The sequence below is a fragment of the Pedobacter sp. AC402 genome (assembly GCF_979252805.1).
In genome coordinates this window covers 740,958-756,194 of record NZ_CEEDAI010000011.1, presented here as the reverse complement: position 1 = coordinate 756,194, position 15,237 = coordinate 740,958, and the positions used below count along the sequence as shown (strand labels likewise).

Here is a 15,237-nt window from a genome sequence, read left to right as displayed (position 1 = left end):
ATTATGTTTAAGAAATTTATAGAAAGACCGGTTTTATCAACGGTTATATCCATTATCATCGTAATACTCGGTGTTTTAGGTTTAGCTACGTTGCCGGTTTCACAATACCCAGAAATTGCCCCGCCTACGGTTCAGGTTTCTACCTCCTACCAGGGTGCTAACGCCGATGTGGTAATGAATAGCGTTGTTGTTCCGCTGGAAGAGCAAATAAACGGTGTAGAAGACATGACTTACATGACTTCGAGTGCAAGTAATGATGGTACTGCAACCATTACCGTTAACTTTAAACTGGGTACCAATCCTGATTTAGCGGCGGTAAACGTACAAAACAGGGTAGCGCGTGCAACCAGTTTACTCCCTGCAGAGGTTACAAAATCGGGTGTAATTACAGCTAAAAGACAAGCGAGTAACGTACTTATTTTTGGTATTTACAGCGATGATCCTTCTTACGATCAGAAATTTTTACAGAATTATGCCAACATCAACATCATTCCACAAATTAAACGTATTAATGGTGTAGGAGATGCGAGTGCTTTCGGGCAAATGGATTATACCATGCGTGTTTGGCTTAAGCCTGATGTGATGGCGGTTTACGGTTTAATACCTAGTGATGTTAATGCTGCTTTGGCAGAACAAAACGTTGAGGCTGCTCCTGGCCAATTTGGAGAGCAGGGCGATCAGGCATTTCAATACACTTTAAAATATACAGGCCGTTTAAAAGATGAGGCAGAGTTTAGCAACATCATTATCAAGGCGGATGCAAACGGACAGATACTGCGTTTAAAAGATGTAGCCAGGATCGAATTGGGTGCTCAAAGTTATGCCAGTACGGTTAAATTTAACGGTAAACAGGCTTTAGGTATCGCGATTAACCAAACGGCAGGTTCGAATGCGAAAGAGGTTATCGAAAATTCAATCAAAACTTTGGATGAAGCGCAAAAATCTTTCCCTAAAGGCGTTCATTATACCACATTGGTAAACGTTAACGATTTCCTTGATGCTTCAATCGAAAAAGTAATTCACACCTTAATTGAGGCATTTATCCTCGTGTTTTTGGTGGTATTTATCTTCTTACAGGATTTCCGTTCTACATTAATTCCGGCAATCAGTGTTCCGGTAGCTATTATCGGTACATTCTTCTTCCTGAGTTTATTTGGGTTCACCATCAACTTGTTAACGCTATTTGCACTGGTGCTCGCCATTGGTATTGTGGTGGATGATGCGATTGTGGTGGTTGAGGCTGTGCACGCCAAACTGGATGAGGGTTATACCGACGCCAGAAAGGCTACCATAGATGCGATGGATGATATTAGCGGTGCAATTATTTCGATTACCCTGGTTATGGCCGCGGTGTTTATTCCCGTGAGTTTCATTTCTGGTTCATCGGGTGTATTTTACAAACAGTTTGGTTTAACGCTGGCCATTTCGATCATTTTGTCAGCAATTAACGCATTAACTTTAAGTCCGGCGTTGTGTGCAATCTTTTTAAAACCACACAAAGAAGATCATGAAAAATCGAAAAACTTTTTAAACCGTTTTTACGATGCCTTTAATACATCTTTTGATGCCGTAACCGGGAAGTACAAAAAATCGGTTGGCTTTCTTTCCAGAACAAAATGGATTGTTGGTGCAGGCATTGCGTTTTTTACAGTGCTCCTGATCTGGACAATGAATACCACACCTAAAGGTTTTGTACCCAATGAAGATTTAGGAACTGTGTTTTCTGACATTTCATTACCGGCAGGAACATCACTGGAAGAAACAGATCTGGTAATTAAACGAATCGACAGTATTGCGCATACGGTGCCTGAGATTAAAAACTCTTTAAGGGTAGTTGGCCGGAGTTTAATCAGCGGTTCAGGAAGTTCTTACGGTATGGTTATAGGTAGGTTAATTCCATGGGATGAGCGTAAACGTGATGTAAAAGCAATTATTGGAGAGCTTTTTGCGAAAGCCGCAAGTATAAAAGGTGCTAAAATTATTTTCTTTGCGCCGCCAACCATTCAAGGTTTTGGTACCAGTGGTGGTTTTGAATTTCAGTTACAGGATAAAACAGGTGGCGATATTAAAAAATTTAATGATGTTGGCAATTCATTCCTGGCAGCGTTAAGTAAACGTCCGGAAATTCAGTACGCATCAACTTCATTTAACCCTAATTTTCCTCAATATCAGATTGATGTTAATGTGGCAAAAGTTAAACAGGCTGGCTTAACGGTTAGCGATGTACTGGCTACACTTCAAGGTTATTATGGTGGTGTTTATGCATCTAACTTTAATAAATTTGGAAAGCAGTTTAGGGTAATTTACCAGGCAGATGCTCAATACCGTGCCAACCAACAAAGTTTAACCAGTATTTACGTTCGTAACTCGAGCGGTGGCATGGCACCAATTTCTGAATTTATTAATTTAGAAAAAGTGTATGGTCCGCAAGCCATTTCGCGTTTCAACTTGTTTACCTCAATCGCGGTAACAGGTAACCCGAATGCAGGATATAGTTCTGGTGATGCTTTAAAAGCAGTACAGGAAGAAGCCGCAATCCATTTACCAACAGGTTATGGTTACGAATTCTCAGGTTTATCACGTGAGGAGATGGCCGGAGGAAGTCAAACCGTTTTCATCTTTTTACTCTGCGTAATTTTCGTTTACTTTTTACTTGCAGCACAGTATGAAAGTTATATTTTACCATTAGCGGTTCTATTCTCTTTACCAATTGGTTTGGCGGGTGTATTCGTTTTCGATAAAATATTTGGTGTAGATAATAACATTTACACACAAATTACTTTGATCATGCTTGTGGGTTTACTTGCAAAAAATGCCATTTTAATTGTAGAGTATGCGGTAGATAGAAGAAGAAAAGGTATGAGTATTGTAAATTCGGCAATTGATGGTGCTACTGCGCGTTTACGCCCGATTTTAATGACATCCTTTGCCTTTATTTTAGGTTTATTACCCTTAATGTTATCATCAGGAGTAGGTGCATCAGGAAATAAATCAATCGGAACTGGTGCCGTTGGCGGGATGTTGATCGGTACTTTGTTTGGGGTATTCGTAATCCCTGCTTTGTTTATCATATTCCAATCTTTACAAGAACGTGTAAGCAATAAATCGCCTTTTAACGAAGGAATTGATCATGAGCAAACACCAGAAGAATACGAATTGGCAACTGCTAACAGCAAACATTAATATTAAGAAAATGAATTTTAGATATAAACATTCCATTTTAATCGGTTTAGCAATTCTTAGTCTGAGTGCTTGCGTAACTAAAAAATACGAACGCCCACAGGTTACCAGCGAAGGCTTATACCGGGATAACAATACCACAGATACAACAACCATGGCCGATTTGCAGTGGAAAACGTTGTTTTCTGATACCACATTGCAATCGCTCATTCAACAGGGAATAAATGAAAATTTAGACTTAAAGCAGGCAATTGAGCGCATTAAGATTGCAGAAGCAACTTTAATTCAAAGTCGCGGGGCATTATTGCCAAGTTTACAGGCCGATGTAAACGTAACCGATAATAAAGCGTCGGCTGCGGCACAGAATTTTCCGGCAGGGATAAACATTAATTTAGAAACACAAACCTATAAAGCACAGCTGAGTACCAGTTGGGAAGCTGATATATGGGGTAAACTGAGCAGCGCAAAACGTGGTGCATATGCTACTTTATTACAAAGTGATGCTGCCAAAAGAGCCGTTCAAACTCAATTAATTGCAACTATTGCCAACAACTATTATGCGTTACTGGCGCTAGATAAGCAACTGGCCATTACTGAGCAAACCATTAAGGTTAGAACTCAGGATGTAGAAACCATGAGGGCATTAAAACAAGGTGCTGTGGTTAATGGAGCCGCTGTTGTACAAAGTGAAGCCAATTTATATGCTGCCCAGGTAACATTGCCTGATTTAAAAAGAAGCATTAAAGAAGCAGAAAATGCCTTGAGTGTACTGGTTGCAAAAGCACCAAACGCAATTAACCGCACTACTTTGGATCAGCAAACACCATATGCCAATTTACAAACCGGAGTTTCTGCGCAATTGTTAAAAAACCGCCCGGATGTAATTGCAGCTGAATTTGGATTTAGATCGGCTTTTGAAAATACCAATGTGGCCAAGGCTTATTTTTATCCTGCATTAACCATTACCGCAGCAGGTGGTTTATCGAGTTTGCAATTGCAGGATTTCTTCAGCAAATCGATCTTCTACAATTTGGTTGGTGGTTTAACGCAGCCTATTTTTGCTAAAGGCGCAAATAAAGCCCGTTTAAAAACAGCGGAAGCAAACCAGCAGATTGCGTTTTACAATTTCCAGCAAACGCTTTTAACTGGCGGACAGGAAGTTTCGAATGCTTTGTACGCTTACCAAACCGCAGCAGAAAAAGAAGAAACACGCGCAAAACAAATTGCTTCGCTTACCAAAGCTGTTGATTTTACCAAAGAATTATTGCGTTATAGCTCAGCAACAAACTATACTGATGTTTTAACTTCAGAACAGAGTTTGTTAACCGCTCAATTGAGTGGCATTAACGATAGATTACAAAAACTACAGTCGGTTGTAAACCTTTACCGTGCATTAGGCGGTGGCTGGAAATAAACAATAATTAACAAGCATTTTTAGGGCATTCTGATATTTCAGAATGCCTTTTTTGTTGAGTAAATTGTTGGCCTAAGCCTGATGCCACGGAAGACATGTGGTTTGTCATCCACAGCCACGCAAAGGACGGAATTGGCGCAAGGCAAATTCAAAGATCTCTCCACTTCGCGTTGCTTCGGTCGAGATGACGATTCTATGCGTCCACTCTAATTTTCAAAGACAAACATGCGGGGTGATTTAATTTATAAAAACATAGCGATCGCTTTAAGATTCCCGCATGCGCGGGAATGACGACCGTGTTTAAAATACCTACTAAGGTGCTGAAGTAAATCCGATAGCTATCGGATCAGTATGACGATCGCCTTAAACATAGGGGCAAAAATAACCATCATAAGTGCATTTTACTTTGAAACTCTCCTGCCATGGGCAGCGACCAATCAAAGTTACTTTGAAACCTTCCTGCCATGGGCAGCGACAAAGCAAAGTTACTTTGAAACCTTCCTGCCGTGGGCAGCGACAAATCAAAGTTACTTTGAAACCTTCCTGCCGCGAGCAGCGGCAAATCAAAGTAAAATCGCCAAATGTCCAAAATCAGCTTGATTCTATAATTACAACGAAGATTCTAAGCCCGTTACACTTGTACTTTCTCATTGTGCACACCCCTTTAAAAGCTGGCTCAATTATTTTCGAAAAAATAATGTACGTTTGTTTTCTAAAACGTTAGCCACTAAACAGTTTATTTGTATTTTGGCTTAACCAAACAAATTTATGCGTCTCTCAAAACTTCTAGCCCTACTAGTTGGCTTATTTTTCTTTAGCAATAGCTACGCTCAAACTTATGTGGTAACCAGTAATGCGGATAGCGGCCCTGGAACCTTAAGAGATGCCTTAACGCAAGCAGCGGTAGCAAACCGGGCTTCTACCTATACCATTAACTTTAATTTACCTGGTAGCCCAAGTGATAATGCAAACCGAACCATTAGGCTCCGTACTGCATTGCCCATCGTATCATCCAATGTAGTAATTGATGGTACCTCACAAACCGCCTGGCCCGCACTCGGCGTTTCAGGAGCTAAGGTAATTTTAGAACCGGAATATGCAAACACAACATTTTCAGGTTTGGTAATTGGGCAGGCATCCGATACTCAAGTTCAAACCACCGGTGTTGAAATTTATGGTTTATACATCCGAAATTTTGCAACCATTACCAATTTACAGAATGTAAATACCGCCCAAGGATCAGGAATTGTGATTGATTACCGGGCAAATAATATTATCATCGGTGCTCCGGGAAAGGGAAATGTAATCGGTGGCAATATTAATGGTATCGTTATCCGGAACAACTTTCCCTATAGCAATATAGCAGCAACCAGAATTAAGATCCAGTCGAATTTAATAGGAGTAATATATGATGGGATAACCCCTAACACCAACGTTTTCGGTATCTCGGCCAATTTGTACGATAGCGCGCTTGATGTTGGTGGCGACAGTGCCGGAGAAGGAAATGTAATTGCCGCAAACCGGATTAACCTCGACATTACCCGGTCATCATATTCTACTAATGCAAGGTTTGATGTTAACGTAATCAACAATAAAATTGGGGTCGATTATACCGGTAAAAAGGATTTCCATGAATTACCCATTTTTCTTTCTTCATCTTCATTAGAAATTGCCGGGTTAAAGGTTAATTCAATTAATACAGCACTTTACGTACGGAACAATATTATTGGTGGCAACAGAACAACAGGTGTTTCCATTACCAATTCAGATTTTGTTTTAACAGGCAATGCAATAGGTACTGACGCTGCCGGAACTGTGGTAATGGGCAACGGTATTGGGGTTAAAATAGAATCTGGTGCAGGTGGAACCATTGGCGGTGCTACCCCAGCTGAAGTAAACCTAATAGCCAACAACAATTTCGGTGTCGAAACGGTATCATCAAAGCCGGTAAAAATTACCCGAAACAGTTTCTTTTGTAACAAAACATTCGGGATTGGAAAAACATTGTCCATTCTTCAACCCTATATCCAGGTACTGAAAAAAAGAAGTGATTATGTTTCGGGCAGGGCCACCCCAAATTCAGAAGTAGAGTTATTTTATACCGTAAACTGTCAGGGCATTTGCGAGGGTAAAACTTATATTGCAACGGTACAGGCAGGCAGCGATGGCCGATGGGAATACAATGGCAGCCTAAGTGGGATGGTTACCGCTACGGCAAGTTTATTAAATGCCACCACCTCTCCGTTTTCTACAGCAGAATTATTACCTAATGAAGCTATAGTGGAGCCGGTTACCTGTAATGCCAACGGATCAATCACCATCCCTGAAGTGCGCGAAGGATTTACATTTACCTGGGTAAAGATAGAAACCGACGGTAGCCGTGTACCTAAAGGCAATACACAAAGCATTTCCAATTTGGAGGTAGGTACTTATGAAGTAACTGTTGATGATGGATGTAAAGCATTTCCAACAGTGTTCATAATTAAAGACCAAAAATTAACAAAACCTACTATTATACCTGTCAATCCAATCTGCGGACAAACATCTTTTACATTTACAGCCGAGGTTTTGAGGGGTAAAGGTGTTATAAAATACGAGTGGATAAATACCGCAACAAGTGCTGTTGTAAGCAGAACAAACCCGGTAAATTTACCCGAAGGCACTTATTACGTAAAAGTATCAGATGAAGCTGCCTGTACACTAAATTCAGATCCGATTACAGTTGCCAGAAAACCACAACCAAAAATTGGCAGTCCATCCAGAACAGTTTCTGCCGCTTGCGGAAAGGAAAACGGTTCTATTACAGGTATTACCATTACCGATGCAACAGGTACATTAGGTTATAAATGGTTTAAGCGCGATCCAATTACCGGAGTTTTAGGTACAGATGTTGTATCAACAACCTTAGACCTTGAAAATGTTGGAGGTGGCAGCTATACACTATCTGTTTCCGATCAGGGCCAGTGTTCGCCTGTTACTGCAACTTTTTTTATCGGCACCTATAGCGATGTGGCCATAAATGGTGGAGCAGTTACACCAGCAAGGTGCGGGGCCAACAATGGAATTATCGACGGGGTATCAATCACAAACGCCGATACGTACGAATGGTTAAGCCCAACTTTACAAAGCATAAAAAAAGGTTCCTATTCTCCAGGCATGTCTATTAAACTGATCGATCTTGCTCCGGGCACCTATACACTTAGAGCAAGCAATTCATTATATACCTGTACTTTAGACAGAACTTACCGGGTAGATGCGCTAACCCCAACAATTTACACCTTTACACCAACGGTAAACAATACCACCTGCGAGTTGATTAATGGCAGCATCAACCTTAATTTTAGCTCTACACTTCCAACATCGTTTAAATGGGTAGATGAGTCTGGCTCTACAGTGGCAGGCGCAACAAGAACAGGAAATATTATCGAGCTTAAAAATTTACCCGGAGGAAATTATAGGATGTTCGCTTATGATGTTAATAATTGCGAAACTATTTTAGGCCCATATCCGATCAATGTTACGCCAAAATTAAACATCGTATCCAATACGGCAACTGTAATAAAAGATGGTTGTACCTTACAAAGAGGTTCTGTAAAAGGCATTCAGGTAATCGGCGGGATTCCTGCTTATGATTTTAAATGGATAAATGAAGCAGGAGAAGCAGTTCAGTATACGCAGGATCTGATTAATGTTGGTGCAGGCACATATCATTTAGAAGTTCGCGATAAAACAACATGCGGCTATGCAGTTAGTGAATCTTACACTGTGGTTGACGAACCTTTCAAAATTCTCACACCAATCATCAACGATCTCCGCGTTTGTTATGTATCTGATATCGTGCTGCCAGTAGTTGCCTCCTGAAGAAGGCACCTACCAGTTATTCGAAAAAATCGACGATAGTAAGCCGTTTTTAGAAAGCAGTACCGGAATATTTAAGTTTAGGGTAGCCAAAACAGCCGATTATTTTGTAAGGAGAAAATTAGGATCCTGTACGAGCGAATTTGCAAAAGTACATGTAGAAGTAACGCACGACAACCTTGAAATAACCAATACCATGACACCAAATGGCGACGGTATGAATGATGTTTGGCAAGTAAGGGGTTTACCAGATTTTAAAGGTACAAACATTAAAATTTATACCCGTGGCGGTCAGTTGGTATTCGAATCAATCGGTAATTATACCAAACCATTTGATGGCCGTTTTAGAGGTAAAGATTTACCTGCCGGGGTTTACTACTATGTGATTGATTTAAGGGCCGAATGTAAACCACTGGGTGGCAGCATAACACTATTGCGCTAAAACTGCCTGCTCGGACAAGCCACCTGGTAACGGTTATTTAATAAAATACCGAGTACAATTTCGTGCGTGCCGTTATTTACCGAGCGTAAGCCTGATGTATTTACATCATAAGAGTAACTCAGGTTTACCAATGATGCAACATTAAATCCCGCCAGCAGCGAAAAAGAATCGTTGTTACGGAAACTCGTGCCAACCCAAAACTTATCTTTATAGGCAAACTTTAAATTGGCATCAAATGTAGCAGGCGAGTTTGCCCAATAGGTAATCAATGCCGATGGGATCATCGCTATATCTTCATCCAGAAATATCTTATAACCTGCTGTTCCATAAAAGGTAGCAGCCTGGTAGGCATCTGTTTTAACCTTATCGTTTACGATGGCACTTTTGCTACCAATTAATTGCTTTGCAGATACACCAGCAAAAAACCTTGGGCTGTATAACCAAACACCGGCACCAATATCCGGTCTTATTTTATTGTTATAATCAGCAGAAAACAATGGATCTCCAGATTCGTCGGCAATAATACCACGAACATCAACACTGATTGATTTAAAGCCACCCGATAAGCCCAATGATAAATTTACTTCGTTGGTAAGGCCAAGATGATAGGCATACGTTACATTTACGTTCGTTTGTCGCACCAAACCGGCCTTATCCGTCATGGCTACCAATCCAATTCCATGATGGGGCTCTGCTGCTGTATAATTATTTACATAACTTCTGCTCATCGGGTTTTCGCCATTTCCGGCAAATGAATTTACATTGCTTCGAACAAAATCTTCACCAATGGCCGTACTTAAAGAAAGGTATTGAGTGCTTGGAGCACCTTCTAAACCACTCCACTGCTTACGCAAACCCAATTTAAGGTCAGTATAATTATCTATCCCAGCCAAGGCAGGATTTAAGAGGATATTATTAAAAATATATTGTGTACTCCGTGGGATTTCCTGTCCGTAGCCAGAAAAATACAGACAAGCGAACAGAGAGAGCGCGTAAAAAAATTTCATTTAAACTATTGTGATGCGTTAATTGATTGATGCTAAAAACTGATCAATACAAGGGCTAAGATAATAAGTTGTAGCCAATTATAAAGTATTTAATATTTATGTGTGCAATTCCTTTTCACACGTAACCAAAACAAGCTGGCAACATCAAATTGATGCGAAAGTTGAGCAACGCAAATCATTAAGGTTGTATAAAGCATTTTCTGATTGGGTATTTTTAAAATTAGACAAAAAAAATGCTGCTTTTTATCTCAAAAACAGCTGTTTCTTTTGATGTGACATCAAAATATTGTAAGTTTAAAGTTTTTTAAGCGCTTAGCTTGCAAAAATTTTAAACCAATCAATGTTACGTGTCGATAGTTCTAAAGCCTGTAAAGTGGTGTACTCTTTGTGCAAGCATGAGTATTTGGGCTACTTAATTGAACCACACGTAGTTCAGCTTAACCCACAAGGAGATTTTTCTTTTACTTACCAGAGAATTTTTACCCATACAGCAGAAGAATTTAATGCCTGTTTAAGTGAAATTGATTATAAGCTGATTAAAATTTTAGACGATATTGAGCAGGATTCGCTGATTAAAAAATATTATAAAAAGCTGATCAGACCGACAGAGTTCTTTACCAAAATTTTCGACGATAAGTTTTATGAGAGCGTCCGCCCAAAAATTGAAAAAAAACTTGCCGAGGCTTTAGAAATATTAAAGGTTAAAAATGAGCTTTATGTAATGGATAAAGATGGCTGGCCGGTAGAACGCAAAATTGAACTTGCGGCCGAACCTGCTTCGATTCTTTTTCATTTCAGAAGAAACGAAACCGAAACAAGGTACTTTCCTACCATTAAATATCAAAACCTGCGCATCGAATTTATGTTTAAAGAAGCGCAGATCATCAGCAACAAACCTGCATGGTTGTTACTAAACGATGTTTTATACTTTTTTGATCAGGATATTGAAGGCAAAAAACTGCAACCGTTTTTAAATAAACGTTTCATTGCCATACCAAAAGCCACCGAAGCCACTTATTTCGAAAAATTTGTTGCCCCATTAATTGAGAAACACCATGTTTACGCAGAGGGATTCGAAATTAGAACAGAACAATTTGAGGCCGTTCCCGTAATTAATGTTTTATATGTTGATGGTGGTCTTTCTCAAATCCAACTGTACTTTAAATATGGCGAATATACTTTCCCTGTAGAAAATGCACACAAAGTAACCGTACGCTTAGAAAAAACAGCCGATAACTATATTTTCCACCGGGTAAAACGCTCAGCAGAATGGGAAAAAAAACAATTTAACTTACTGCTGTCACTTGGTTTAAAAAAAACAAGTGCACTTTTCAGTAACCTTGAGGTGGCTGCCCCGGATGAAAATCCGAGTTATGGAGCCATTAACTGGGTAAACGAGCATATCGAAATTTTACAGGCATCAGGCTTTGAAATTGAACAGGCAACCGGACAGAAAAAATTTGTACTAGGGGCAAGTAAAATCGACCTTGAAGTTAAAGAAGGCAACGATTGGTTTGACATAAATGCCGTAGTTTGGTTTGGGAAATACCAAATTCCTTTTCTATCGTTAAAACAACACATCCTTCATAAAAAACGCGAATTTTTATTGCCTGATGGCGAAGTAGCCATTATTCCGGATAAATGGTTTACCCAATACGGCAGCTTGTTCAGTTTGGCAGAAGCAGGAAAAACATTAAAATTAAAGAAACACCATATTGGCCTGATAAACGATCTGGCCGAAGACAGTTTGGCAAATGTTACGCTCGAACGCAAGCTTCAACGCTTATCTGATTTTGAAGATATTGCCGATACACAGATGCCTGATCACTTTAAAGGCAGTTTACGCGATTACCAAAAGGCCGGCTATAACTGGTTCAGCTTTTTACGCGAATATAATTTTGGCGGCTGTTTAGCTGATGATATGGGTTTGGGTAAAACCATCCAAACACTGGCCATGCTTCAAAAAGTTAAAGAAGACGACCAGTTATTGGGTATTCAAACCACATCACTAATTGTAATGCCAACTTCTTTAATATATAACTGGCTAACAGAAGCGAAAAAGTTTACCCCAAAACTTAAAATACTGGCGCATACAGGCACAAATCGAAATAAGGATGTGGCCAATTTTGCCAATTATGATATCATTATTACCACCTACGGTGTAACCAGGGTTGATGTAGATGAACTAAAAAACTTTTATTTCAACTACATTATTCTCGATGAAAGTCAGAACATTAAAAATCCTGCATCGAAATCATTTAAAGCGGTTAGAAGTTTAAAATCGAGGCATAAATTAATTTTAAGTGGTACGCCTGTAGAAAACTCGGTAAGCGATTTATGGTCGCAGTTAACATTTTTAAATCCTGGTTTGTTGGGTACGCAAGCATTCTTTTACGAAGAATATGTACAGGCGATAGAGAAGAAAAAAGACGAAGAAAAAGCGCGTAAACTGCAATCGATCATTAAACCTTTTGTGCTCCGCAGAACGAAAGAACAAGTGGCCGCAGAGTTGCCTCCTAAAACCGAGCAGGTTATATATTGCGACATGAGTGAAGATCAGGCAGCATATTACGAAAAAACCAAATCAGCCTACCGGAATGATCTGCTGCAAAGCATGGATGATGGAACTTTTGCACAAAAACAAGTTCAGCTTTTACAGGGATTAACCGCCTTACGCCAATTGGCCAATCACCCGGTAATGATCGATGGAGAATATATATCAGATTCAGGAAAGTTTGAAAACGTGATCCATACATTAGATAATGTGCTTAAAGGCGGACATAAGGTGCTGGTATTTTCGCAGTTTGTAAAACATCTTGATATTTTTAAAAAGCATTTTGAAGCAGAAAATATTCCTTTTGCCTATTTAGATGGCTCAACCCGTAACCGTGGGGAAATTGTTTCCGAATTTCAGCAAAATACCAAACTAAAGGTTTTCCTGATCTCCATAAAAGCAGGTGGTGTAGGTTTAAACTTAACGCAGGCTGATTATGTTTTCATTCTCGATCCATGGTGGAACCCTGCGGTAGAACAGCAGGCCATTGACAGAACGCACCGTATCGGTCAGGATAAAAAGGTTTTCATCTATAAATTTATTGCTAAAGATACTGTTGAAGAGAAAATTCTTGCGCTGCAAAACCGCAAAAAATCGTTGGCAAGTTCTTTAATCACCACAGAAGAGAGTTTCTTTAAATCGCTGAGTAAGGATGATATCAGGGATATATTGAATTAATTTTTTTGCCACGGTCCATTTGGAGTTGAGTTGAAAAGCTATTTTAAACCACACATGGCAAACTTCAAACTGTAATATTAGAAATCAAATCCAAAAGTGGCATCAAAGCATATAACAACCCCTTCCGTGGCAACATTATTTTAAATTTCTTTTCAAAACTCATTCCCTATTTACTTGTTATACTGTAGAACATAAATACTACCATTATGACAAATCAAGATTTTAATACAGCAGTAAATAACGTTAAAGAAGCCTGGAAGTATCCAGAGTTGTTTCAAAACGTATCAAAATCCGAGCGTTGGCTATCTGGCGCAGCTGGTACATACCTTCTTTTTAAAGGAATCACTGGCATATTTTCACACCCGGTTATTGGTTTAACAGGTGCCGCAATTGGAGCAGGCTTACTATATCGCGGCATAACGGGTTATTGCCCTATGCGCGATTTGGCAGAGCAAAGACAGGAAGATATAGCCCCTGATGAGGTAATTGTAACTGAAACCTACGTTGTTGACGATTTGGGGTAAAATTTTAAATACGAAATTTCCATTTCTTAATAAACTGGTTAACTTTAAAAAGTTAAACCACAATTATGAACAAGTACACACTATTATTTATTCCTGTTTTATTTGCAGGGCAAGTTATGGCACAAGATAAAAAACCAGATCCTGCCAAAGACCCAAAAACAACCGAGGTTTGGGAACCTGTACCTAAAATAGTTACCCCAGGTAAGTTGCCTCAGGATGCACCATCTGATGCTACAATACTTTTTAATGGCAGAAATCTTGACGCATGGCATTCGGTTAAAGATCCATCGAAACCAGCAGCCTGGACAATTGATGACGGGTTTTTCACCGTAAAAAAAGGTACAGGAAATATCGAAACCAATAAAAAGTTTACCGATTATCAATTGCACATGGAATGGAAAATTCCTGAAAATATATCTGGAGAAGGTCAGGCACGTGGAAACAGCGGTGTTTTCTTAGCTTCAACCGGCGGTGGTGATGATGGTTATGAAATCCAGATTATGGATGCTTATAACAACAAAACTTATGTTAACGGCCAAACCGGAAGCGTTTACAAACAAGCTATCCCACTGGCAAATGCAAACAAAAAACCAGGCGAATGGCAATATTATGATATCATCTGGAATGCTCCACGTTTTAATGAAGACGGAACAGTACAAAAACCAGCAAGCGTTACCCTATTTTTAAACGGTGTACTTTTACAAAACGGTTATGTATTAAAAGGCGAAACCAGGTATATCGGCGCTCCTGAATACAAAAAACATGGCCCGGCTTCGATTAAATTACAAGATCATGGAGACCCTAGTCCGGCAATTAGCTTTAGGAACATTTGGGTAAGAGAACTATAATTTCAACAACACAACAATAAGGAACCTGCAAGCCAAAAACTTGCAGGTTTTGTTTTATAAAATAATTTGACTGATAATTGTACCATCAAATTAGCGGCAAATTATGAACAAAGGCAGATTAGAAGCATTTAGTGATGGGGTAATTGCAATTATCATCACCATTATGGTTTTAGAAATTAAGGTTCCTGAACATGGCGATACCTTGGCAAGTTTAAAGCCGCTTATTCCAAAGTTTATCAGTTATATTCTCAGTTTTATTTATGTAGGTATTTATTGGAACAACCACCACCATTTAATGCATGCAGTAAAAAAAACTAACGGATCAATGCTTTGGGCCAATCTTAATTTCTTGTTTTGGTTATCACTATTTCCCGTTGCTGCTGGCTGGATGGGCGAACATCATTTTGCGCTTTGGCCTGTTATTGTTTATGGTGCAGTGCTTTTTCTTGCAGCTGTTTCTTACACCCTACTGGTTATTGTTATCAAAAAAACAGAAGGGCAGCATTCACTTGTTGTACATGCCATCGGTAACGACGCTAAAGGTAAATATTCACTTATTTTTTATATTGCCGGCATAGCCTTCAGCTTTATCAATCCGTGGATTGGTGTCGCACTTTATTTTACAGTGGCCTGCATCTGGTTTATTCCCGATAAAAGAATAGAAAACGCAATGCGTGAGCAAGGCTTAATTGATGTAGGGAACAAAGATTAGCATTAAGGTATCAGATTAAA

At 39.5% G+C, this 15,237-nt stretch carries 10 protein-coding genes; 9 read left to right on the top strand and 1 reads right to left on the bottom strand.

All coding sequences use genetic code 11. The annotated features are described in order from the left end of the window. Positions 1-3 precede the first annotated feature (3 nt). The 5 genes from AC0IWE_RS22300 (at position 4) to AC0IWE_RS22280 (ending at position 8,894) form a co-directional block, all read left to right on the top strand. Positions 4-3,183, top strand: coding sequence for an efflux RND transporter permease subunit (locus tag AC0IWE_RS22300; protein WP_463492293.1), 3,180 nt, complete (start codon positions 4-6; stop codon positions 3,181-3,183). Positions 3,184-3,193: 10 nt separating this feature from the next. Further along, positions 3,194-4,594 carry an efflux transporter outer membrane subunit gene (locus AC0IWE_RS22295; protein ID WP_055909518.1) on the top strand — a complete coding sequence of 467 codons (1,401 nt, stop codon included), beginning with the start codon at positions 3,194-3,196 and terminating at the stop codon, positions 4,592-4,594. A 351-nt stretch (positions 4,595-4,945) separates the two neighbouring features. Then, positions 4,946-5,194 (top strand): hypothetical protein, encoded by a 249-nt coding sequence (locus tag AC0IWE_RS22290; RefSeq protein WP_471794772.1) that lies wholly within the window; start codon positions 4,946-4,948, stop codon positions 5,192-5,194. Positions 5,195-5,362: 168 nt separating this feature from the next. Beyond that, positions 5,363-8,455: a right-handed parallel beta-helix repeat-containing protein gene (locus tag AC0IWE_RS22285; protein ID WP_471794771.1), complete on the top strand. Its 3,093-nt coding sequence runs from the start codon at positions 5,363-5,365 to the stop codon at positions 8,453-8,455. Further along, positions 8,445-8,894, top strand: a complete 450-nt coding sequence (locus AC0IWE_RS22280; RefSeq protein ID WP_471794770.1) for a gliding motility-associated C-terminal domain-containing protein — start codon at positions 8,445-8,447, stop codon at positions 8,892-8,894. Before AC0IWE_RS22285 ends, AC0IWE_RS22280 begins: the two co-directional genes overlap by 11 nt. Here the strand turns inward: AC0IWE_RS22280 and AC0IWE_RS22275 are convergent. Next, positions 8,891-9,901 (bottom strand): PorP/SprF family type IX secretion system membrane protein, encoded by a 1,011-nt coding sequence (locus AC0IWE_RS22275; RefSeq protein WP_471794769.1) that lies wholly within the window; start codon positions 9,899-9,901, stop codon positions 8,891-8,893. The two genes, AC0IWE_RS22280 and AC0IWE_RS22275, sit on opposite strands and share 4 nt — an antisense overlap. 340 nt (positions 9,902-10,241) lie before the next feature. On the opposite strand from AC0IWE_RS22275, the gene AC0IWE_RS22270 reads away from it, so the two are divergent. From AC0IWE_RS22270 to AC0IWE_RS22255, 4 genes are all read left to right on the top strand, one after another. Further along, a complete protein-coding gene (locus AC0IWE_RS22270) occupies positions 10,242-13,133 on the top strand; it encodes a DEAD/DEAH box helicase (RefSeq protein WP_471794768.1) in 2,892 nt (963 codons plus the stop codon). Positions 13,134-13,339: 206 nt separating this feature from the next. Further along, on the top strand, positions 13,340-13,657 hold the full coding sequence (locus AC0IWE_RS22265; RefSeq protein ID WP_471794767.1) for a YgaP family membrane protein: 318 nt from the start codon (positions 13,340-13,342) through the stop codon (positions 13,655-13,657). Between the two features lie 65 nt (positions 13,658-13,722). Then, positions 13,723-14,505: a 3-keto-disaccharide hydrolase gene (locus AC0IWE_RS22260; RefSeq protein ID WP_463492289.1), complete on the top strand. Its 783-nt coding sequence runs from the start codon at positions 13,723-13,725 to the stop codon at positions 14,503-14,505. A 103-nt stretch (positions 14,506-14,608) separates the two neighbouring features. Further along, a complete protein-coding gene (locus AC0IWE_RS22255; RefSeq protein ID WP_055909068.1) occupies positions 14,609-15,217 on the top strand; it encodes a TMEM175 family protein in 609 nt (202 codons plus the stop codon). Positions 15,218-15,237: the final 20 nt, after the last annotated feature.

Excerpts from the sequence above, each read along its gene's own strand:
- AC0IWE_RS22300 (WP_463492293.1), top strand. The coding sequence starts at position 4 with ATGTTTAAGAAATTTATAGAAAGACCGGTTTTATCAACGGTTATATCC.
- AC0IWE_RS22295 (WP_055909518.1), top strand. The coding sequence starts at position 3,194 with ATGAATTTTAGATATAAACATTCCATTTTAATCGGTTTAGCAATTCTT.
- AC0IWE_RS22290 (WP_471794772.1), top strand. The coding sequence starts at position 4,946 with ATGACGATCGCCTTAAACATAGGGGCAAAAATAACCATCATAAGTGCA.
- AC0IWE_RS22285 (WP_471794771.1), top strand. The coding sequence starts at position 5,363 with ATGCGTCTCTCAAAACTTCTAGCCCTACTAGTTGGCTTATTTTTCTTT.
- AC0IWE_RS22275 (WP_471794769.1), bottom strand. The coding sequence starts at position 9,901 with ATGAAATTTTTTTACGCGCTCTCTCTGTTCGCTTGTCTGTATTTTTCT.
- AC0IWE_RS22270 (WP_471794768.1), top strand. The coding sequence starts at position 10,242 with ATGTTACGTGTCGATAGTTCTAAAGCCTGTAAAGTGGTGTACTCTTTG.
- AC0IWE_RS22265 (WP_471794767.1), top strand. The coding sequence starts at position 13,340 with ATGACAAATCAAGATTTTAATACAGCAGTAAATAACGTTAAAGAAGCC.
- AC0IWE_RS22260 (WP_463492289.1), top strand. The coding sequence starts at position 13,723 with ATGAACAAGTACACACTATTATTTATTCCTGTTTTATTTGCAGGGCAA.
- AC0IWE_RS22255 (WP_055909068.1), top strand. The coding sequence starts at position 14,609 with ATGAACAAAGGCAGATTAGAAGCATTTAGTGATGGGGTAATTGCAATT.